Source organism: Nocardia iowensis (assembly GCF_019222765.1).
GTDB lineage: Bacteria > Actinomycetota > Actinomycetes > Mycobacteriales > Mycobacteriaceae > Nocardia > Nocardia iowensis.
The window spans coordinates 1,568,782-1,587,430 of record NZ_CP078145.1 but is presented as its reverse complement, the minus strand read 5'-3'; the positions used below and the strand labels follow the sequence as shown (position 1 = coordinate 1,587,430).

At 68.2% G+C, this 18,649-nt stretch carries 21 protein-coding genes; 7 read left to right on the top strand and 14 right to left on the bottom strand.

The window, feature by feature from the left end; genetic code table 11:
• Positions 1-58 precede the first annotated feature (58 nt).
• From KV110_RS07130 to KV110_RS07120, 3 genes are all read right to left on the bottom strand, one after another.
• Positions 59-2,092 carry an MDR family MFS transporter gene (locus KV110_RS07130; protein WP_246634378.1) on the bottom strand — a complete coding sequence of 678 codons (2,034 nt, stop codon included), beginning with the start codon at positions 2,090-2,092 and terminating at the stop codon, positions 59-61.
• A gap of 55 nt (positions 2,093-2,147) precedes the next feature.
• Positions 2,148-3,095 (bottom strand): sigma-70 family RNA polymerase sigma factor, encoded by a 948-nt coding sequence (locus tag KV110_RS07125; RefSeq protein WP_218474480.1) that lies wholly within the window; start codon positions 3,093-3,095, stop codon positions 2,148-2,150.
• Between the two features lie 79 nt (positions 3,096-3,174).
• Positions 3,175-3,456 carry a hypothetical protein gene (locus KV110_RS07120; protein ID WP_218474478.1) on the bottom strand — a complete coding sequence of 94 codons (282 nt, stop codon included), beginning with the start codon at positions 3,454-3,456 and terminating at the stop codon, positions 3,175-3,177.
• A 101-nt stretch (positions 3,457-3,557) separates the two neighbouring features.
• Here KV110_RS07120 and KV110_RS07115 point away from each other — a divergent pair, with 101 nt between their 5' ends.
• Complete coding sequence (locus KV110_RS07115; RefSeq protein WP_218474476.1) at positions 3,558-4,193, top strand: TetR/AcrR family transcriptional regulator; 636 nt, start codon at positions 3,558-3,560, stop codon at positions 4,191-4,193.
• Here the strand turns inward: KV110_RS07115 and KV110_RS07110 are convergent.
• Positions 4,178-4,816 carry a TetR/AcrR family transcriptional regulator gene (locus KV110_RS07110; RefSeq protein WP_246634700.1) on the bottom strand — a complete coding sequence of 213 codons (639 nt, stop codon included), beginning with the start codon at positions 4,814-4,816 and terminating at the stop codon, positions 4,178-4,180. The genes KV110_RS07115 and KV110_RS07110 overlap by 16 nt on opposite strands.
• 297 nt (positions 4,817-5,113) lie before the next feature.
• Between KV110_RS07110 and KV110_RS07105 the strand changes: the two genes are divergently transcribed.
• From KV110_RS07105 to KV110_RS07095, 3 genes are all read left to right on the top strand, one after another.
• Positions 5,114-5,989 (top strand): oxidoreductase, encoded by an 876-nt coding sequence (locus KV110_RS07105; protein ID WP_218474472.1) that lies wholly within the window; start codon positions 5,114-5,116, stop codon positions 5,987-5,989.
• Positions 5,990-6,087: 98 nt separating this feature from the next.
• The gene (locus tag KV110_RS07100) at positions 6,088-6,537 is read left to right on the top strand and encodes a transcriptional regulator (protein ID WP_218474471.1); all 450 of its coding nucleotides are present in this window, start codon (positions 6,088-6,090) and stop codon (positions 6,535-6,537) included.
• Entirely contained in the window at positions 6,534-6,929 is a 396-nt protein-coding gene (locus KV110_RS07095) for a DUF3817 domain-containing protein (protein ID WP_218474469.1), read from the top strand. Before KV110_RS07100 ends, KV110_RS07095 begins: the two co-directional genes overlap by 4 nt.
• A 122-nt stretch (positions 6,930-7,051) precedes the next feature.
• Here the strand turns inward: KV110_RS07095 and rdgB are convergent, their stop codons facing one another.
• The 10 genes from rdgB to clpS all read right to left on the bottom strand — a co-directional run bounded on the left by rdgB (position 7,052) and on the right by clpS (position 14,185).
• A complete protein-coding gene (rdgB, locus tag KV110_RS07090; protein ID WP_218474467.1) occupies positions 7,052-7,663 on the bottom strand; it encodes an RdgB/HAM1 family non-canonical purine NTP pyrophosphatase in 612 nt (203 codons plus the stop codon).
• The gene (rph, locus tag KV110_RS07085; protein WP_218474466.1) at positions 7,663-8,433 is read right to left on the bottom strand and encodes a ribonuclease PH; all 771 of its coding nucleotides are present in this window, start codon (positions 8,431-8,433) and stop codon (positions 7,663-7,665) included. Before rph ends, rdgB begins: the two co-directional genes overlap by 1 nt.
• 42 nt (positions 8,434-8,475) lie before the next feature.
• Positions 8,476-9,240 carry a cyclic nucleotide-degrading phosphodiesterase gene (locus KV110_RS07080; RefSeq protein ID WP_218478236.1) on the bottom strand — a complete coding sequence of 255 codons (765 nt, stop codon included), beginning with the start codon at positions 9,238-9,240 and terminating at the stop codon, positions 8,476-8,478.
• 140 nt (positions 9,241-9,380) lie between these two features.
• Entirely contained in the window at positions 9,381-10,118 is a 738-nt protein-coding gene (locus KV110_RS07075; RefSeq protein WP_218474464.1) for a rhomboid family intramembrane serine protease, read from the bottom strand.
• 108 nt (positions 10,119-10,226) lie between these two features.
• On the bottom strand, positions 10,227-11,189 hold the full coding sequence (locus tag KV110_RS07070) for a PLP-dependent cysteine synthase family protein (protein ID WP_218474462.1): 963 nt from the start codon (positions 11,187-11,189) through the stop codon (positions 10,227-10,229).
• Positions 11,190-11,196: 7 nt separating this feature from the next.
• Positions 11,197-11,469 carry a MoaD/ThiS family protein gene (locus tag KV110_RS07065; RefSeq protein WP_218474461.1) on the bottom strand — a complete coding sequence of 91 codons (273 nt, stop codon included), beginning with the start codon at positions 11,467-11,469 and terminating at the stop codon, positions 11,197-11,199.
• A gap of 33 nt (positions 11,470-11,502) precedes the next feature.
• The gene (locus tag KV110_RS07060; protein ID WP_218474459.1) at positions 11,503-11,925 is read right to left on the bottom strand and encodes a M67 family metallopeptidase; all 423 of its coding nucleotides are present in this window, start codon (positions 11,923-11,925) and stop codon (positions 11,503-11,505) included.
• Positions 11,926-12,025: 100 nt separating this feature from the next.
• Complete coding sequence (locus KV110_RS07055) at positions 12,026-13,087, bottom strand: P1 family peptidase (RefSeq protein ID WP_218474457.1); 1,062 nt, start codon at positions 13,085-13,087, stop codon at positions 12,026-12,028.
• A gap of 155 nt (positions 13,088-13,242) precedes the next feature.
• Positions 13,243-13,812, bottom strand: coding sequence for an oxidative stress transcriptional regulator AosR (gene aosR / locus KV110_RS07050; protein ID WP_218474455.1), 570 nt, complete (start codon positions 13,810-13,812; stop codon positions 13,243-13,245).
• Positions 13,813-13,834: 22 nt separating this feature from the next.
• A complete protein-coding gene (gene clpS / locus KV110_RS07045) occupies positions 13,835-14,185 on the bottom strand; it encodes an ATP-dependent Clp protease adapter ClpS (RefSeq protein ID WP_014982109.1) in 351 nt (116 codons plus the stop codon).
• A gap of 124 nt (positions 14,186-14,309) precedes the next feature.
• On the opposite strand from clpS, the gene KV110_RS07040 reads away from it, so the two are divergent.
• From KV110_RS07040 to KV110_RS07030, 3 genes are all read left to right on the top strand, one after another.
• Positions 14,310-15,671 (top strand): nicotinate phosphoribosyltransferase, encoded by a 1,362-nt coding sequence (locus KV110_RS07040; protein WP_218474454.1) that lies wholly within the window; start codon positions 14,310-14,312, stop codon positions 15,669-15,671.
• A 128-nt stretch (positions 15,672-15,799) separates the two neighbouring features.
• Positions 15,800-16,366, top strand: coding sequence for a pyrazinamidase PncA (gene pncA / locus KV110_RS07035; RefSeq protein ID WP_218474452.1), 567 nt, complete (start codon positions 15,800-15,802; stop codon positions 16,364-16,366).
• A gap of 98 nt (positions 16,367-16,464) precedes the next feature.
• Positions 16,465-18,510, top strand: a complete 2,046-nt coding sequence (locus KV110_RS07030) for an ATP-dependent DNA helicase (RefSeq protein WP_218474450.1) — start codon at positions 16,465-16,467, stop codon at positions 18,508-18,510.
• Positions 18,511-18,649: the final 139 nt, after the last annotated feature.

Here is an 18,649-nt window from a genome sequence, read left to right as displayed (position 1 = left end):
ATATACGTGCACGAGTATTTGCGTGGCAAGTGTCGTTCGCGATCGGAGACAAGCGAGGTCAGGTGCGGGCGGGCTCGTGCTCGCCCGTCTCCTCTTCGAGCAGCTTGGCGGCGACGTTGTCCAATGCCTGGTCGAACAGCGCGCGATCGGCGGGATCGTCGTTGTTCCAATCATCGAGCGTGCTGTCGAGCCACCGGCGCCACGCGGCCTTGACCCGATCCAGCTCGCCCTGGCCCGCGTCGGTCAGCCGCAGTTCCCGGCCGTCGTCGATGAGATAGCCCTTCTCGGCCACCCGGCGATAGATCGGCGCGAGTACGTCATCGGGCAGCTTGTGCGCCCGCGCGACCGCGTCCAGCGTGGCCCCGCCCTTGACGCGGTCGCGCAGGTACACCTGCCCGAGCGCCCATGCCTCGCCGCGGCTGAGCGTGCTGCCCGCGTCCGCGAGAATGCGCGGGCCGATCGGTCCCTCGGCGTGCGACTTGCGCAGGGTCCCGGCGATCGCCCGCTCCAGTTGCACGACTCGGTCCGCGGAGTCGGGCACCGAGAAGCCACCGCCCACATCACCCGCACTCGTGCGCGCACTGTCGCGCAGCGGCACTTCTTTGAGGAACCAGGCGACCACGAAACCGATCAAGGCCACCGGTACCACCCAGATGAAAACGTGGTCGATGGTGTTGGCGTAGGCGTCGATAATGGGCGCCGAGACTTCCTCTGGCACGGCCTGTAGCGACTGCGGATTCGCGGCGACCTGCGGCGGCACCACTTTGACCTCTTGCAGCGCCGCGGTCAGATTCGGGCCGATCTCGTTGCTGTACAGGGTGCCGAAAATCGCGGTGCCGAAGGTACTTCCGAGGGTGCGGAAGAAGGTGACGCCGGAGGTCGCGGTGCCGAGTTGGGCGTACGGCACGGTGTTTTGCACGACGATGGTGAGCACCTGCATGGTCAGGCCGATGCCAAGACCGAGCACCATCATGTACAGCGATTCCTCCCAGATGCCGGTGTCGCGGCCCATGGTCGACATCAGGTACAGCCCGAGCGCCATCACCAGCGTGCCGACGATCGGGAAGTACCGGTAGTGGCCGGTCTTGCCGACCACCTGGCCGGACAGGATCGAGGTGACCAGTAGACCGGCCACCAGCGGCAGCGAACGCACACCGGACATGGTCGCCGAGACGCCGTCCACGTACTGGAGATACGCGGGCAGATAGGTGATCGAGCCGAGCATGGCGAAGCCGCAGATGAAGCTGAGGATCGAGCAGACCGTGAACACTCTGCTGCGGAACAGCCCCATGGGGAGCATGGGTTCCTTGGCTCGCAGCTCGATGGCCACGAACGCCGCGAACAGCACCACCGACGCAGCGAACAGGCCGAGGATCATCGATGAGCCCCAGGCGTATTCCTGCCCGCCCCATTCCAGCCCGAGGATGAGGGTCGAAACCGCCACGGCGACAAGTCCGATGCCCGCGTAATCGATGATCGGCTTGATGGCGGCGCGCACCTTGGGGATGGTGCGGGCCGACATCACGATCATGATGATCGCGATGGGCACGTTGACGTAGAAGCACCAGCGCCAGCTCGCGTGGTCGGTGAACAGCCCGCCGAGCGTCGGCCCGATCACCGTGGTGACACCGAAGACGGCGCCGAGCGCGCCCTGATACTTGCCGCGCTGGCGCAGCGGGATGGTGTCGGCGATCAGCGCCATCGCGGTGACCATCAGGCCGCCGCCGCCGAAGCCCTGGATGCCGCGGGCGACGATCAGCAGCGTCATCCCGTTCGCCAGCCCGGCGATCATCGAGCCGACGATGAAGATCAACGCACTGAGCTGGAAGATCAGCTTGCGGCCGAACAAGTCGCCGAGCTTGCCTGCCAGCGCGGTCGCCACCGCCTCGGCGAGCAGATAGGCCGTGACCACCCAGGCCATGTGCCCGGCCTCGCCGAGGTCGGCGACGATCGTCGGCAGTGCGGTGGACACGATCGTCTGATCGAGGGCCGCCAGCAACATGCCGAGCACAATCGTGGCGAACACTATGTTGGTCTTGGCCCGGCTCATCGGCTCGGGGGCTTTCTCGGCGACATCGACTGCACCGGTCATTGGGCCAGTATGGTCCGAGTCCGCCGAACTGTCCGTCCAGCGACACGACAGCGACTCAGCCGAGCAACCCTTCGAGCACCTTGCTGCGGCCCGGTTGCCGCAGCTTGGTCATGCCTTTGGCCTCGATCTGGCGGGCCCGTTCGCGAGATACGCCATAGGTCTTGCCGATCTCGTCGAGCGTCTTCGGATCGGCGCCGTCCAGACCGAAGCGCAAGGTGATCACCTCGGCTTCGCGCTCGGTCAGCCCGGCGAGCGCCTTGTCGAGCTGGCCGCGCACCGCCGTCGCCAGTGCCGCCTCGGACGGGTCGGGTGCGGTGTCCGCGATGAGTTCGCCGACCTCGGCGTCGTCGCCGATGGGGGTGTGCAGCGAAATCGGTTCGCGCGCATGGTCGAGGACCTCGCGCACCTTGGCGGGGGTCATGTCCAGTTCGGCGGCGAGTTCCGCCGAAGTGACGTCGCGACCGAGCTGCTGAGTGAGCGTCCGCTGGGTGCGGATCACGCGATTCAGCACCTCGACCACATGGACCGGGATGCGGATGGTGCGGCTCTGGTCGGCCAGCGCGCGGCCGATGCCCTGCTTGATCCACCAGGTGGCGTAGGTGGAGAACTTCAGGCCGCGATGATGATCGAACTTCTCGATCGCGCGCATCATGCCGACCGTGCCCTCCTGCACCAGGTCGAGTAGCGACATGCCGACCGGCGTCGGGTAGCGCTTGGCGATCGAGACGACCAGCCGCAGGTTGGCCTCCACCATGTGATCCTTGGCGCGCTGACCGTCGGCGACCCGGCGGCGCAACGCACGGCGTTCCGTGAGCGCGAGGTCGGTCTCGGCGGCGAGCCGCCGGGCGGCGAGCGCACCCGCTTCGATGCGTTCGGCCAGCTCGACCTCCTGCGCGGCGGTGAGCAGGGGCGTGCGGCCGATGAGACGCAGGTAGTCCTTGACCGGGTCTTCGCTGACGGTGCCAGACAGACGGACGGGGCGGGCGGTGCAGAACTGGGTCACGGGTGAGTCCTTCCGAAGGGAGCGAACCGGTCGTCGGCGCGGTAGTGCGCCGACGACCGGCGGGGGCAGTACTCGACGGTCAGCCGCGACCGGGGATCCGCAGCGGCCGCTGCGGGGCCGCCCGGAAGGCGGTCCGGCCGCGCGACAGCGCGACGGCCTTCCGGTCGATCCGCGGCGCGCCGGGGAATCCGTTGGCGCGCTGCTTCTTCGGCTTTGGCGCCGCCTCGTTCAACCCGTAGCGGCGGAGGACGGCGTCGATGGTGGTCTGCGCGGTGGTCTTGTCGGCCATGGTGGCTGGTCCCTTTCGGTCGGTGATGGAGATGGTGCGGGCCGGGGTCGCTTCGACAAGTCCGTGGTTCATCGCGATGACGCTCCTTCGTTCTCGGTAACGAGGAGAAATTTAGACCAGACCTAAAAATATGTCAAGCATAAATTTTGGTCGGTATCAGATATGGTGGGGTCATGACCGCAGAGACGCTGGGCCTCCGGGACCGAAAAAAGCTTCAGACCAGGGAGAACATCTCCCATCAGGCCACCAGGCTGTTCCTGGAGCACGGCTTCGACAAGGTGACGATCGCCGACGTAGCAGCCGCCGCGCAGGTCGCCAAGATGACGGTGACCAACTACTTCCCGCGCAAGGAGGACCTGGCGCTCGATCTGCACGACGTCTTCGTCGAACAACTCGCGCGCATCGTCCGCGAACGACAGCCGGGTGAGTCCGCGCTGGCGGCTCTGCGCGACGCCTACCTAACGGCGGCGGCCGAACACGATCCGGTGGTCGGCTTCTCCGGGCCCGAGTTCGCCAAGATGATCGCCGATAGCCCCGCGCTGGTCGCCCGGCTGCGGGAATTCCACGACGAACGGGAGCAGGCCCTCGCCGACACCCTTGCCGCGGAGACCGGAGCGGCCGCAACGGATATCCGGCCGCGGGTGGCGGCGGCCCAACTGGGCGGGGTGCATCGGGTGCTGTTCGACGAGACCATGCGCCGCACCCTCGCGGGTCAATCGAACGAGGAGATCGCCACGGCCATCACCGAATACATCGGCATCGCATTCGACGCGCTGGCCCCGTCGCTGGCCGGCTACGCCGTGCGCTGATCCGGGACTTCGAGCAGCGACAGCGCGATCGGCACCAGCAATTCCACCAGCTCGGCCGTCGAAGGGCGCGGATCGGCCAGCACCCATTCGTGCGTGAGGCCGTTGATCGCGCCGATGAGAGCGCTTGCGCCCCAGGCGGTTCCGCCGCGAATCCGGGCGCCCGGCGCCACCGCGGGCACGACGGTGGCGTCGAGCATCGCCGCCCATGCGTGCCGCCGTTCGCGGCGGTGCTGTTCCATTCGGTCGCTCACGCCGACCACCTCGATGAAGGCGACCTTGGTGCGATACGGGTCGGCGCCGATCGACCCCAGATACGCCGAGACCACCGCGGTCATCGCCGTGGTCATGTCGAATCGCGGATCGAGTTCGGCCAGCGCCGCGAGCACCGCGGCCGCGGCCTCATCCTGGATCCGGTCGTAGGCGGCGACCAGCACGTCTTCCCTGGTCTGGAACTCCTCGTAGAACTGCCGCTTGGACAGGGCCGCGGCGGCGCAGACGTCGGCGAGGGAGCAGTTGGCGTAGCCGCGTTCGGCGAAGATGCGGGTCGCCGCATCGAGGAAGCGCTCGCGGCGTTCGGCCTTGCGCTCCGTGACAGCGCGTCCGCCGTACTGCCTGCCCACCATGGTCACGCCACCCACCGTATCGGAGCCGCCGCCCGGACCGGCGCGACCACAGTCGCCGCCGCGTGCCAGCAACCAATCAGCAGCGGACAGTGAATGAACTCTGCGGCGGCGCGATGTGATCTGTGACGGACACCGAGCGATCCTCGGCGTGCGCTGCTGTGATCGCTACCGACTTGGATCTCGCGGCGGTGATCTTCAGCCACGCCGAGTGACAGAAATCACCTCCGTCTGAGACACTCGTCATCGGACCGGGGCGAAGCCCTTCCCTCGGAACTTACTCCAGAGTAAGGTTAGTTTATGGCGTGGAAACCTACTGAAATCCCGGATCAGACCGGACGCACCTTCGTGATCACCGGCGCGAACGGCGGGTTGGGCGCCGTCACCACCGAGGTCCTCGCGGCCAAGGGCGCTACCGTCATCATGGCCTGCCGCAATGTGGACAAGGCCAAGGTGGTCGCCGACGGCATCAGCGGCGACGTCCGCGTCGCCGAGCTGGACCTGGCCGATCTGGCCTCGGTCCGAAAATTCGCCGACGAGTCGGCCGAAATCGATGTGCTGATCAACAATGCCGGGCTGATGAACGTCCCGTTCTCGCGCACCAAGGACGGCTTCGAAACCCAGTGGGGCGTCGACCATCTCGCTCACTTCGCGCTGACCGGCCTGCTGCTGGACCGCATCCGCGACCGGGTGGTGACGCTGGCCAGCATCGCGCACAAGCAGACGCCGAAGCTGTGGGTCGATGATCTCAACTACGAGAACCGTCGCTACCAGCGCAATCTCGCCTATGCGCAGGCCAAGTTGTCGAACCTGATGTTCGCCAGGGAACTCCAGCGCCGCCTCGCCGAATCCGGTTCCAGCAAGCGCTCGTACGCGGTGCACCCCGGCGTCTCGGCCACCGACCTGTTCGCCAGGACCGAGACCCCGGTCGACCGGATCATCAAACCGTTCGTCGCGCTGATCGGTCACCCGCCGAAGAAGGCGGCGCACTCCTCGCTGTTCGCGGCCACCATGCCCGATGCCGACCCGGAGGTCTACTGGGGCCCGCGCCGGTTCTTCCAGACCCAGGGGCCGGTGGAGTCGTCGCCGTCGAGCCGGCTATCAAAAAACAAGGATCTCTGGAAGCGGCTCTGGGAAGAATCCGAGCGGCTGACCGGCGTCACCTACAAGTTCTGACCTCGGCCGACCCGTCCGCTCCGGTGCGGGCGGGTCGCCGAAGTGACGAGACCGGCCTGCTCCTACGGACCGTGTAGTAGACGGGTACCGTAGTAGCCGTGTCCGCTTCACCTCGCCGCTCGGCACACAATCGGCCGGCCCTCATCGTGCTGGTGCTGGTCGCTGCGCTGGGTTGCCTGGCGCTGGCGTGGTGGCAGTGGCAGCGGTTCGAATCGTCGAGCGGCACCGGCCAGAACCTGGGGTACGCACTGCAGTGGCCGCTGTTCGCGGCGTTCGCGGTGTTCGCCTATTTCCGGTTCGTCCGGCTGGAGCGCGAAGCCGAGGAAAGCGAGAACCCCGGCGATACCCCGCGGCCTGCCCCGAAACCTGTTGCGCCGCGCGAGATTCCGGCTGGCCTGCTGCCGGAGCGGCCGAAGGCGGTGCGCGACGAGGATCCGGTACTCGCCGAGTACAACAAATACCTGGCCGCACTGCACGCCCAAGACGTCGATGATCAGGTCCGCGAGGCGGGCCTGCGCGCCCGCGATACCGAGAGGAGCGCCGGTTGACCGCCAGCGAGAATTCCACCGAGAGCACCGCGGCACCGGCCACCGCGACTACCGCGGCACCCGCGCGGACCGGTGCGGCGAACACCGCCAAGATCAAGTCCGCGCTGCTGCGCTACCGCACCCTCGCCTGGGTCACCGGCCTGTGGCTGCTGCTGCTCACCGGCGAGATGATCGCCAAGTACGGCTTCGACGTCCACACCCCTAGCTGGATCGCCGTCGTGCACGGCTGGGTGTACTTCGTCTACCTGCTGGTCACCGCCGACCTCGCGGTCAAGGTGCGCTGGCCGGTACTGCGCACCGTCGGCACCCTCCTCGCGGGCACCATCCCGCTGCTGTCCTTCTTCGTCGAGCACGTCAACGCGAAAAAGGTCAAACAAGACTTCGCCGTCTGACTCGCCCGGCCCCTGCGCCCGCGATGAGCGATGGCGCACATCCTCTGGGTAAGCCGCACATCCGGTAGACGGGGTGTGCGGCGCCCACAACAGGTGTGCGGGTTGCCCAAGGGGTGTGCGGGTTAGTCCGCGGCGAGGGTCGAGAGGGCGGGGAGTAGTTGAGCCAGGGCGCGGGCGCGGTGGGAGACCGCGTCCTTTTCGGCGGGGGTCAGCTGGGCGGCGGAGGTGTCGCCGCCGTCGGGGATGAACAGCGGGTCGTAGCCGAAGCCGCCGTCCCCCACCGGTTTCCGGCCGACCGAACCCGGCCATTCGCCGCGCACAACGACTTCCGGGCCATCGGGGACGACCAGCGCGCAGGTCGAGACGAAACGCGCGCCCCGCCGCTCATCGGGCACATCGTTGAGCTGTGCCAGCAGCAGTGCGTTATTGGCGGCGTCGTCGCCGTGCCGACCGGACCAGCGCGCCGAGAGCACCCCGGGCATGCCGTTGAGCGCGTCCACCTCGATGCCGGAATCGTCTGCGACACAAGCCAATCCGGTGGCGGCGGCGCCGTCGCGGGCCTTGACGAGCGCGTTCTCCTCGAACGTCGCGCCGGTCTCCGGTGCCTCGTCGTAGGCGGGCACGTCGGCCAATCCGACGATCTCGATGCCCGCGATGCCCGCCTCGGCGAGGATGCGGCGCAACTCGTTCAGCTTTTTGGCATTGCGGCTGGCCACCAGAACGCGACGCGCCATTACTTCTTCTTCGGCTCGGCGGGCTCGGGCAGCACCCCGGGATACGGCAGCGCCAGCGCTTCCTTCTGAATGGCGAAGATCTTCTCGCAGCCGATCAGCGCGGAGTCGAGCATCTTGTCCAGGGTGGAGCGCGGGAAGGTGGCGCCCTCGCCGGTGCCCTGGATCTCGACCAGAGTGCCGGTGTCGGTGGCGACCACGTTCATGTCGACCTCGGCGCGCGAATCCTCTTCGTACGGCAGGTCGAGGCGCACGCGGCCGTCGACGACGCCGACGCTCACCGCGGCGATCGCGCAGGAGATCGGCTGTGGGTCGGCTAGGCTGCCCGCGGCGGCGAGGTAGGTGACCGCGTCCGCGAGCGCGACGTATGCGCCGGTAATGGCGGCGGTCCTGGTGCCGCCGTCGGCCTGCAGCACGTCGCAGTCGATGGCGATGGTGTTCTCGCCGATGGCGGCCAGGTCGATGCACGCGCGCAGCGAACGGCCGATCAGCCGGCTGATCTCCTGGGTGCGGCCGCCGACCTTGCCCTTCACCGACTCACGTCCGCTGCGGGTGTGCGTCGCGGCGGGCAGCATCGCGTATTCGGCGGTGACCCAGCCGAGTCCGGAGTCGCGACGCCACGGTGGCACGCCCTCGGTGACGCTCGCGGTGCACATCACCCGCGTCTGACCGAACTCCACCAGCACCGAACCGGCTGGATGCGTGGTGAATCCACGGGTGATCCGTACCTCGCGGAGTTCGTCGTCCGCCCTGCCATCGGCTCGTCTAGACACGGGCACAGCCTAGTCACACCAACCTGTCCGCCGGGTAACCGGTCAGAGGTCGAATGTCTCGCCGGGGGCCACGGCGTGCACGGGGCCGGTGAACTGCGCTTTGGCCTCGGCGATGACGTCTTCCCGGGAGGTCCACGGCGGAATGTGGGTGAGCAGCAGTTCCTTCACGCCCGCCTTGGCGGCGATCATGCCCGCCTCGGTGCCCGAAAGATGAATGCCGGGCGGCCGATTCGCGGGATCGTGCGTCCATGATGCCTCGGCCATCAGGATGTCGGCGCCCTTGGCGAGCTCGTGCACCGAGTCGCACATGGCCGTGTCGCCGGTGTAGACGAAGGTTCGTCCCGCGGCGGTGACGATCCGCAGACCGTAGGACTCCGGCGGGTGGAACATCCGGCGCGCCGAGACAGTGTGCCCGGGTCCGAATTCGATCTGCTCGCCGACGGTCCACGGTCGCAGGTCGATCACGTCGGACCAGTCGTCGCATTCGCCGCCGACCTCGGCTGAGGCGTTGCCGATGCGCAGCGCGCTGTCCGAGGGCCCGCGCACGATGGCCCGGCCCACCGGCGGGGTCGGGTGGTAGCGCCGCCAGACCAGCAGGCCGGGCAGGTCGAGGCAGTGGTCGGCATGCAAGTGGGTGAGGAAGATATCGACTTCACCGGGATCGGCGTAACGCTGCAGCGCGCCGAGTACGCCCGGCCCGAAATCGATCACCACGGGCGTCATATCCGGCCCGGTCAGCAGATAGCCCGACGCTGGGGAGTCCGGGCCGGACACGCTGCCCGAGCACCCGAGGACGGTTAGGCGCATTCCCCCATGCTGCCACGACGAATTCGCACTCATAACACCACCTCGCTAACGCTCGGCGCTGTCACGAGCGCTGGGGCAGCTGTGTCCATTGCTCGCTCGCTCAAGAAACTATCCCCCACATTTCTCGACGGGCCGCACGATCATCGTGGCGACGCAATGGTTCCAGCTCGATCCCCGCGACGATTCCGGCGTGCATCACCAGAGAATACCCAGCCGGCGAGCAGTCCACCCATCGCCCCGAAAAGATGTCCCTGCCAAGAGATTCCGGCTTGTCCAGGCAATACACCCCACAGCAGCGACCCGTAGAGCGCCACAACGACGAGCCCGAGCACGATCTGCCCGATGTTGCGGGCGAACCAGCCGCGCGAGATCAGGAACGTCAACCAGCCGAATACCAGCGCCGACGCGCCCAGATGCACGCTGCCCGAACCGCCGGTCAACCAGGTGCCGACACCGGCGACGAGCCAGATGATCGCGGTCGCGGCGAGTCCACGGCCGATGCCCGCGGCGAGCGCGAGAAAGCCGAGTACCAGCACCGGGAGGGTGTTGCCGACCAGATGCGGCCAGCCGTGGTGCAGGACCGGGGCGAACAGGATGCCCGAAAGACCATCAGCCGATCTGGGGTGAATACCGGCGTTGTCGAGTTGGTTGTTGTCGAGGGTGTCGACGCCTTCGATGCCATAAAGCAGCGCGACGAAACCGGCGATGAGCAGTCCGGCGCGCAACCACAATTGTTTGACGGCGGCGAAGTTATTCGACTTCGCCGGGGCGCCCGCGGTTGTCCGCGGCGTCGTTGCGCCCGGATTCGCCAACTGTGCCCGGATCGCCGCGATCCGGTCGGGGTCGAATGACGGACCGATTCCCGCACCGCCGGTCATCGCAGCCTCCTCGTCGAGCAGGGAGTGCGACGGTTCGCCTGTTCATGTCCGAACCGTCATCCCGCTCTTCCGAGGGTACCGGCGAGGACCAGGGCCCGCGTGCGAGCGCTATGCCCAGAGCTGGCCGTCGAGCCGTTCCTCGGCCTCTTCGAGGGTGCCGTCGTACGCGCCGGTCGACAGGTACTTCCAACCGCCGTCGGCCACCACGAACGCGATGTCGGCACGGTTGCCCGTCTTCGCGACCTTGCGGGCGACACCGAGGGCGGCGTGCAGGATCGCGCCGGTCGAGATGCCCGCGAAAATGCCCTCCTCGGCGACCAGTTCGCGGGTGCGTTTCACCGCGTCGTACGGACCCACCGAGAACCGGGTGGTCAGCACCGATTCGTCGTAGAGCTCCGGGATGAAACCCTCGTCGATATTGCGCAGCCCGTAGACCAGTTCGCCGTAGCGCGGCTCGGCCGCCACGATCTCGATGCTCGGCACCTTCTCCCGCAGGAAACGGCCGGTGCCCATCAGCGTTCCGGTGGTGCCGAGGCCCGCCACGAAGTGCGTGATCTCGGGCAGGTCGGCCAGGATCTCCGGGCCGGTGTTCTCGTAATGCGCCAGCGCGTTCGCGGGGTTGCCGTACTGGTACAGCATCACCCAGTCCGGGTGCTCCGCGGCGATCTGCTTGGCCAGCGCCACCGCCTGGTTGGAGCCGCCCGCGGCCGGGGAATCGATGATCTGCGCGCCGAACATGGTCAGCAGCTGACGCCGCTCGACCGAGGTGTTCTCCGGCATCACGCAGACCAGCTGGTAGCCCTTGAGCTTGGCGGCCATGGCCAGGGAGATGCCGGTGTTGCCGCTGGTGGGTTCCAGGATCGTGCAGCCGGGTGTCAACAGGCCGTCGGCCTCGGCCTGTTCGATCATCCGCAGCGCGGGACGGTCCTTGATGGAACCGGTCGGGTTGCGGTCCTCCAGCTTGGCCCACAGCCGCACGTGGTTGTCGCCGTCCCATTGCGGGGACAGCGTGCGCAGGCCGACCAGCGGCGTGTTGCCGAGGGTCGCGATCAGCGATTCATAACGCGCCACGGGTGGGTCAGCCTCCGGCGACGGCAGGCAGGATGGTCACGCTCGCGTCGTCGGGCACCTCGGCCTCGAGGCCGCCGGCGAAACGCACGTCCTCGTCGTCGACGTAGATATTGACGTAGCGGTTCAGCTTGCCGTCCTTGAGCAGCCGCTCGGCCAGACCGGGGTGGTTCGACTCGAGGTCATCGATCAGCGCGGACAGCGTGGCACCCTGTGCCTGCACGCGCTTCTCCCCTCCGGTAAGGCCACGCATGATGGTCGGGATGGACACGGTTACCGGCATGAGAACTCCTCGGTTGCACGAACAAGCATCGGTCTAGGCGGTTTCGTACGCATCGACGATGCGCACCGGCTCCTCGGTGACCTCCCCGTCGACGATCCGGTAGCTGCGCAGCTCGTGCTGCTCCGGATCGCGAGTGGAGATCAGCACGTAGTGCGCGAACGGTTCGGACGCGTAGGACACGTCGGTGCGGCTGGGGTACGCCTCGGTGGCGGTGTGCGAGTGGTAGATCACCACCGGGGTCTCGTCGGCGTCGTCCATGGCGCGCCACACCTTCAGCTGCTCACCGGAATCGAAACGGTAGAAGGTGGGCGAACGCTCGGCGTTCATCATGGCGACGAAGCGCTCCGGACGGTCCGAGCCCTCCGGTCCGGCGATGATGCCGCAGGCCTCGTCGGGGTGGTCGGCGCGCGCGTGCGCCACCATCGCCGCCACGAGGTCGGCCCTGATCACCAGCACGAGTCAAACCCTTCCGCAATGCCGACCCATCGCAGTCGACAACGAGTGAGAATATTCGGCTATTCCCGCCGCCTGATAGCCCGGTCGGGATTCCCCGCGTCTAGCGGGGAAATAAGTCCGGGTAGGCGGGGATTCCGGCGAGGGACCGCGCGGCGAGAATCGCGTCGACGATCGCGCGTTCCACGCAGACCGCCGCGGCGGTACAGATCTCGTCGAGCAGCAGCAGATCCGCCGGGAAGGCGGGCGGCAGCGGAAAATTCGCAGGCGACGCCGCGGTGCCGGTGGCCAGCGCGAAGATGGTGTCACCGTCCAGCGGGGAATGGGCGGGACGGATCGCTCTGGCCAGGCCGTCGTGCGCGGTAGTCGCCACCCGCTGACAACCGACCGGGTCCAACGGCGCGTCGGTCGCGACCACGCCGATGGTCGTGTTGAGCACCGTGCCTTTCACCGGAAGCGCGTTCGCGTGGGCGAGCTGTTCGGCGGTCGCGGGGCGCAAACCGAAGTGGTCCGCGCCGTCGGTGCCCGCGCCCCATGGCAGGCCGGTACGTGGATCGAACACGGAGCCAACAGGATTCGCGACGATCAGCGCGGCGACCGTGACCCCGGCCGCTACGCCGTCGCCGAGCACGACGCTGGCGGTGCCGACGCCGCCCTTGATCGAACCGGCGCGCGCGCCGACACCGGCGCCGACGGTGCCGCGTTCGAATTCCACCGACGCGGCGGTCGTGGCCTGGTATCCGAATTCGGCGGTCGGCCGGATGTCCCACGCACCCACCGGCAGGTCGAAGATCACCGCGCCCGGCACGATCGGCACCACCCGGCTCGCATCGGCCGGGTCCATCGGAATGCCTTCGCCGTGCTCCTCGAGCCAGCGCATGACACCGTCGGCGGCGGCGAGGCCGTAGGCGCTGCCGCCGGTGAGCAGGATCGCGTTGACCTGACGGACCGTGTTGGACAGATCGAGCACATCGGTTTCCCGGGTGCCAGGACCGCCGCCGCGGACATCGACGGCGGCGACCGCACCGCCCGGTGCGTAGACGACAGTGCAGCCCGTGGCCGCTCCGGCGCCGATCGTCGCGTTCGGGTCGAGTACATGATGATGGCCGACCAGCAGACCGGCGACATCGGTGAGCGAGTTACGTTGTCCGGCTTGCACATTCACGGTTGCGCTCCTGACTTTCGATCACGGCGACGGTTCGCTGGTCATCCGGTTCGGCGCTACCTTCGGTGCGGCGTCCTTCGCGTTCCGACCATCGCCGCATCGAGTGGTGACGTTCCGCGACTCGGCTCCGGCATTCGGGAAGACAACGGAGATGTTCAGGGGGCCAGGGCCTGGAGCAGCGAGTCCTGCATCCAGGTGAGCCAGTGGTAGACGTCGAGGTGCGGCGCCCTCGGGTCGTCCGGGCTCAGGTGATCGGGGGTGTCGGCGTCGATGCCGAGGACCGTGCCCAGTGCCAGCCGCACGTCGGTGAGAGCGGTCAGCCAGGCGTCGGCTTGTTCGGGGGTGAGCACGATCTTGCCGCCCTCGGTGGGCACGGTGTCCAGGATGACGCTGCCCGCGGCCAGCTTGGCATCGATGATCTCCGGTTCGTGCAGTCCGCGCAGCGCGCTGTTGAGGTCGGCGCGGTCGGCATCGGGGGAACCGGGTTCGCTGCGGTGGAAGTCCGGCAGCAGTCTGCGCAGCCGCGGATCCTCGGGGGGCACCGTGTTGCCGGTGCGCAGTCCGGTCAGCGCGGCGAGGTCGTCCTCGGGCGCGGCTTCGGCTCGCTCGGTGAGCAGCCCGGAGACCGCGCCGACCAGCGACCTCAGCACGTTGGCCTCTCGTGCGTCCATCTCGGATCGCAGTTTGAGACCGCTGAGCGAGTTTTTCCTGCTCCACTTCCGCACGGCGTCAGGGTAGTCGTCCTGGTCAGTCGTCCCGCTGCATGGTCGCCCAGAGTCCCGCGGCGTGTAGCCGCTGGACGTCATGTTCCATCTTGTCTCGCGAACCGGACGAGACCACCGCCTTGCCCTCGTTGTGCACCAACAGCATCAGCTCGGTCGCCTTCGCTTTGCTGTAGCCGAAGAGCTTCTGGAATATGTAGGCGACGTAGTGCATGAGGTTGACCGGGTCGTCCCAGACCACAGTGACCCACGGGCGATCTTCCGCTTCCAAGATCTCGGTGTATTCGACCGCCTCCGGGGTCGCCTGTGCCGCCGACAGCGTGGCGTCCACGGCGTCCACCACGACGCCGCCTCGGACTATGTTGCACAAGGCCATAACGTCAAGGGTACGACTCGCCTCCGAATGAGCAACACCCCGCTCAGCCCTGTTTCCAGCATTTCACAACCGCTGGGCGGGCACCGGCCTATGCTGAACAACCACCCTGTCTACAGTTGGCTGCGTGGACATCCGCGACGGCGACGGCGTCACCAGCACCGCACTGCTGACCGACCAGTACGAACTGACCATGCTGGCCGCCGCGCTGGCCGACGATTCCGCGCATCGCCGCTGCACCTTCGAGGTATTCGCCCGCCGTCTCCCGCACGGCCGCCGCTACGGCGTCGTCGCGGGCACCGGCCGGGTGCTCGACGCGCTGGAGCACTTCCAGTTCGGCGAAGCGGAGCTGGCAGTGGTCGCGCGATTCCTGCCCGCCGAGACGGTGGAGTGGCTGCGTGACTACCGCTTCACCGGCGACATCGACGGCTACGCCGAGGGTGAGCTGTATTTCCCCGGCTCCCCCGTGCTCTCCGTTCGCGGCAGCTTCGCCGAATGCGTCGTGCTGGAGACGCTGGTCCTGTCGATCCTCAACCACGACAGCGCGATCGCCTCGGCCGCCGCCCGGATGGTCAGCGCGTCCGGTGGGCGCCGGATGATCGAGATGGGGTCGCGGCGCACTCACGAACTGGCCGCACCGTCCAGCGCCCGCGCCGCCTACCTGGCGGGCTTCGACGCCACGTCGAATCTGGAGGCGGTGCGCCGCTACGGTGTGCCCGGTGCGGGGACGAGTGCACACGCGTTCACGTTGCTGCATGCGGGGACGGCAGTCGGCGGAGCGGACGGGGTGGGTGAGCACAGCGGGGCGGATGGTGAGCACGAGGCGGCCGCGTTTCGCAGTCAGGTCGAAGCGCTCGGTATCGGCACCACGTTGCTGGTCGACACCTACGACATCACCCGCGGCGTGGCCACCGCGATCGAGGTTGCCGGGCCGGAACTGGGTGGGGTGCGCCTCGATTCCGGTGATCTCGGCGTGCTGGCCAGGCAGGTGCGCGACCAACTGGATGGTCTCGGCGCGACCAAGACCCGCATCGTGGTGTCCGGCGATCTGGACGAGTACGCGATCGCCGCGTTGCGGGCCGAGCCGGTCGACGTCTATGGCGTCGGCACCTCGCTGGTGACCGGGTCGGGCGCGCCGACCGCGGGCATGGTCTACAAGCTGGTCGAGGTCGACGGGGTGCCGGTCGCCAAGCGCAGCAGCCACAAGGAGTCGCGCGGCGGCACGAAGAAGGCGGTGCGGCTGTCCAGGGACACCGGGACCATCGTCGAGGAGATCGTCTACCCGGCGGCAGGGCCCGCGCCCGCGTCGAACGGGTACGAGGCCAGGGAGCTGCTCGTCCCGCTGGTCCGCGGGGGCAAGCCGGTCGAGGATCTGCCGACGCTGTCGGACAGTCGGGACCACGTGGCGCACGGACTGATCAGCCTGCCGTGGGAGGGGCTGAAGCTGTCCGCCGGTGAGCCCGCCGTGCCGACCACGTTCGCGAACTGAACGCCCGGCGCCCGGCGAAACGGCGTATCGGCGGCATGCCCGAGACTTTCGTGAGCCGCCTGCACCGACGGTCTTACCGAGCGGCACAATGCAATACAGGTACATCGTTCCCACCGCGGGAGGTCATCATGACCCGAGCCCTTATCATCGTCGACGTCCAGAACGATTTCTGCGAGGGCGGGTCGCTGGCCGTCCCGGGCGGTGCCGCGGTCGCGTCCCGAATAAGCGATCATCTCGCGGCCACCGACTACGCCGCGGTCGTCGCGACCCGCGACTTCCATGTCGATCCCGGCGATCACTTCTCCACGCACCCCGATTACGTCGATTCCTGGCCACCGCACTGCCGGGCGGGCACCCCGGGCGCGGACTTCCACCCGAATCTGGACACCGCGCCCATCGAGGAGGTCTTCTCCAAGGGCGAATATTCCGCCGCGTACTCCGGTTTCGAGGGCACCACTGCGGACGGCACCACCTTGGCCGACTGGCTGCACGACCGTGACATCGAGGCGGTCGACATCGTCGGCATCGCCACCGATCACTGCGTCCGCGCCACCGCCTTGGACGCCAGGATCGAAGGTTTCGACACCCGCGTCCTGCTCGACCTGACCGCCGGAGTTTCCCGCGCCACCACCGACGCCGCGCTGGACCGCATGCGCACCGCGGGCGTCGACCTCGAAGGCAGCGTCTGCGCGTAACGGCCGCACACCGCGCGGCCGAGCGACGGCTCGAGTACGCCGAATCGATCACCGCAAGGGGCGCGTCCGGTGTCGGTGCCGGGCAGTAGGCTGCTCGCGTGCCCGAACTCCCCGCCGTCCCCGAACTTTTGGCCACTGCCGTGCAGGCGCTCGGCGGGAAAGAGCGCGTCGGGCAGGTGACGATGGCGACGGCGGTGGACCACGCGATCGACACCAAGGAGCACCTGGCGGTGCAGGCCGGGACGGGCACCGGCAAGTCGCTGGCGTATCTGGTGCCGAGTCTGCGGCACGCGGTGCGGACCGGGCGAACAGTGGTGGTGTCGACCGCGACGATCGCCCTGCAACGGCAGCTGGTCGACCGCGATCTGCCGCGCCTGTCCGAGGCGCTGAGCAAGCCGCTCGGGCGCGCGGCGAAGTTCGCGATCCTCAAGGGCCGCAACAACTACCTCTGCCTCAACAAGATCAATAGCGTGATTCCGGACGAGCCAGCCGAGGCCGAACTGTTCGACGCGTTCGCCGTCTCACGGCTCGGCCGGGAGGTGCAGCGGCTCAACGAGTGGGCCTCCGACACCGAGACCGGCGACCGGGACGAGCTGGTGCCCGGCGTCACCGACCGCGCCTGGCGGCAGGTGAGCGTGTCGTCGCGCGAATGCCTCGGCAAGTCGCGCTGCCCGTTCGGTCAGGACTGCTTCGCCGAACGGGCCCGGGCGGAATCGGCGCAGGCCGACGTCGTGGTGACCAACCACGCGCTGCTGGCGATCGACGCGATCAGCGGCATCCAGGTGCTGCCCGAACACGATGTGGTGGTGATCGACGAGGCGCATGAGCTGGTCGACCGCGTCACCGGCGTGGCCACCGCCGAGCTGGCCTCCTCGGCGATCAGCGCGGCCGCGCGGCGCTGCACCAAACTCATCGACGAAAAAGAGGTGGATCGCCTCGAAAGTGCCGCCGAGGCCTGGCACAACGTGCTGGACGAGCTGCCCGCCGCCCGCTGGGAGCGGCTGCCCGACGGCGTCGCCCCGGTGCTCGCCCTCATCCGCGATGCCGCTTGGAACGTTCGGACCGCGCTCGCCCCGCAGGGCGGCACCACCCAGCAGGGTGATGTCGAGACCGCCGCCGCGCGCACACAGGCGCTGGCCGCTATCGATGAGGTGCACGACACGGCGGTGCGCGCGCTCACCGCGTTCGACGAACCGGATCCAGCGAACCGGCGCGACGTGATCTGGCTGTCCGCGGAGGAAATGCGCGGCGTAACGCGGCGCTCGCTGCGGATGGCGCCGCTGTCGGTGGGTGGGCTCTTGCGCAGCAGGCTGTTCGGCACCGCGACCGTGGTGCTGACCTCGGCGACGCTACAGATCGGTGGCTCGTTCGATGGGCTCGCGATCACCTGGGGGTTGCCCGCGCAGTCGTCGAACCGGGCCGACACCGGCATGGCCAATGGCGCGCAGGCGCCCGCCGATGCCGACAAGGTGCGGTGGAGTTCGCTCGACGTCGGCTCACCGTTCGACCATGCGAAGTCGGGCATCCTCTACGTCGCCAAGCACTTGCCCGCGCCCGGCCGCGACGGCCTCGCACCCGCCTACCTGGACGAGATCGAACGGCTCATCAAGGCCGCGGGCGGTCGCACCCTCGGGCTGTTCTCCTCGATGCGCGCGGCCAAAGCGGCCACCGAGGCCTTGCGTGAGCGACTGGACACGCCCGTGCTGTGCCAGGGCGACGACTCGACCGGCGCGCTGGTCCGCAAGTTCGCCGACGATCCGGAGACTTCGCTCTTCGGCACGCTATCGCTGTGGCAGGGCGTCGATGTGCCCGGTCCGTCGCTGAGCCTGGTCATCCTGGACCGAATCCCCTTCCCCCGTCCCGACGACCCGCTGCTCACCGCGCGCCAGCGCGCGGTGGAATCGCGCGGCGGCAACGGGTTCATGGCGATCGCGGCCAACCACGCGGCGCTGCTGCTCGCCCAGGGCACCGGGCGGTTGCTGCGCAGCGTCGACGACCGCGGCGTGGTCGCCATCCTCGACTCCCGGCTGGCCACCGCCCGCTACGGCGGATACCTGCGCGCCTCGCTGCCGCCGTATTGGGAGACCGCCAACCCCGAAGTCGTCGTGAAAGCGCTCCAACGGCTCAACGAAAACGCTGTGTGATCCCGCGCACATTGGGGCGCGCATACTTCCGAACAGAAGTAAATTGAGGGTGGTACTTCGGTGAACCCCAATTCCCACACCGAACGTATCGGCGGTCCCCGCGCCAAGCCCTGCACGCGGCGCGGGGACACCACAAATT

Bases quoted from the DNA above. Each gene is read 5' to 3' on its own strand.
- KV110_RS07130 (WP_246634378.1), bottom strand. From the start codon at position 2,092: ATGACCGGTGCAGTCGATGTCGCCGAGAAAGCCCCCGAGCCGATGAGC.
- KV110_RS07120 (WP_218474478.1), bottom strand. From the start codon at position 3,456: ATGAACCACGGACTTGTCGAAGCGACCCCGGCCCGCACCATCTCCATC.
- KV110_RS07115 (WP_218474476.1), top strand. From the start codon at position 3,558: ATGACCGCAGAGACGCTGGGCCTCCGGGACCGAAAAAAGCTTCAGACC.
- KV110_RS07110 (WP_246634700.1), bottom strand. From the start codon at position 4,816: ATGGTGGGCAGGCAGTACGGCGGACGCGCTGTCACGGAGCGCAAGGCC.
- KV110_RS07105 (WP_218474472.1), top strand. From the start codon at position 5,114: ATGGCGTGGAAACCTACTGAAATCCCGGATCAGACCGGACGCACCTTC.
- rdgB (WP_218474467.1), bottom strand. From the start codon at position 7,663: ATGGCGCGTCGCGTTCTGGTGGCCAGCCGCAATGCCAAAAAGCTGAAC.
- KV110_RS07080 (WP_218478236.1), bottom strand. From the start codon at position 9,240: ATGCGCCTAACCGTCCTCGGGTGCTCGGGCAGCGTGTCCGGCCCGGAC.
- KV110_RS07075 (WP_218474464.1), bottom strand. From the start codon at position 10,118: ATGACCGGCGGTGCGGGAATCGGTCCGTCATTCGACCCCGACCGGATC.
- KV110_RS07065 (WP_218474461.1), bottom strand. From the start codon at position 11,469: ATGCCGGTAACCGTGTCCATCCCGACCATCATGCGTGGCCTTACCGGA.
- clpS (WP_014982109.1), bottom strand. From the start codon at position 14,185: ATGGCCTTGTGCAACATAGTCCGAGGCGGCGTCGTGGTGGACGCCGTG.
- pncA (WP_218474452.1), top strand. From the start codon at position 15,800: ATGACCCGAGCCCTTATCATCGTCGACGTCCAGAACGATTTCTGCGAG.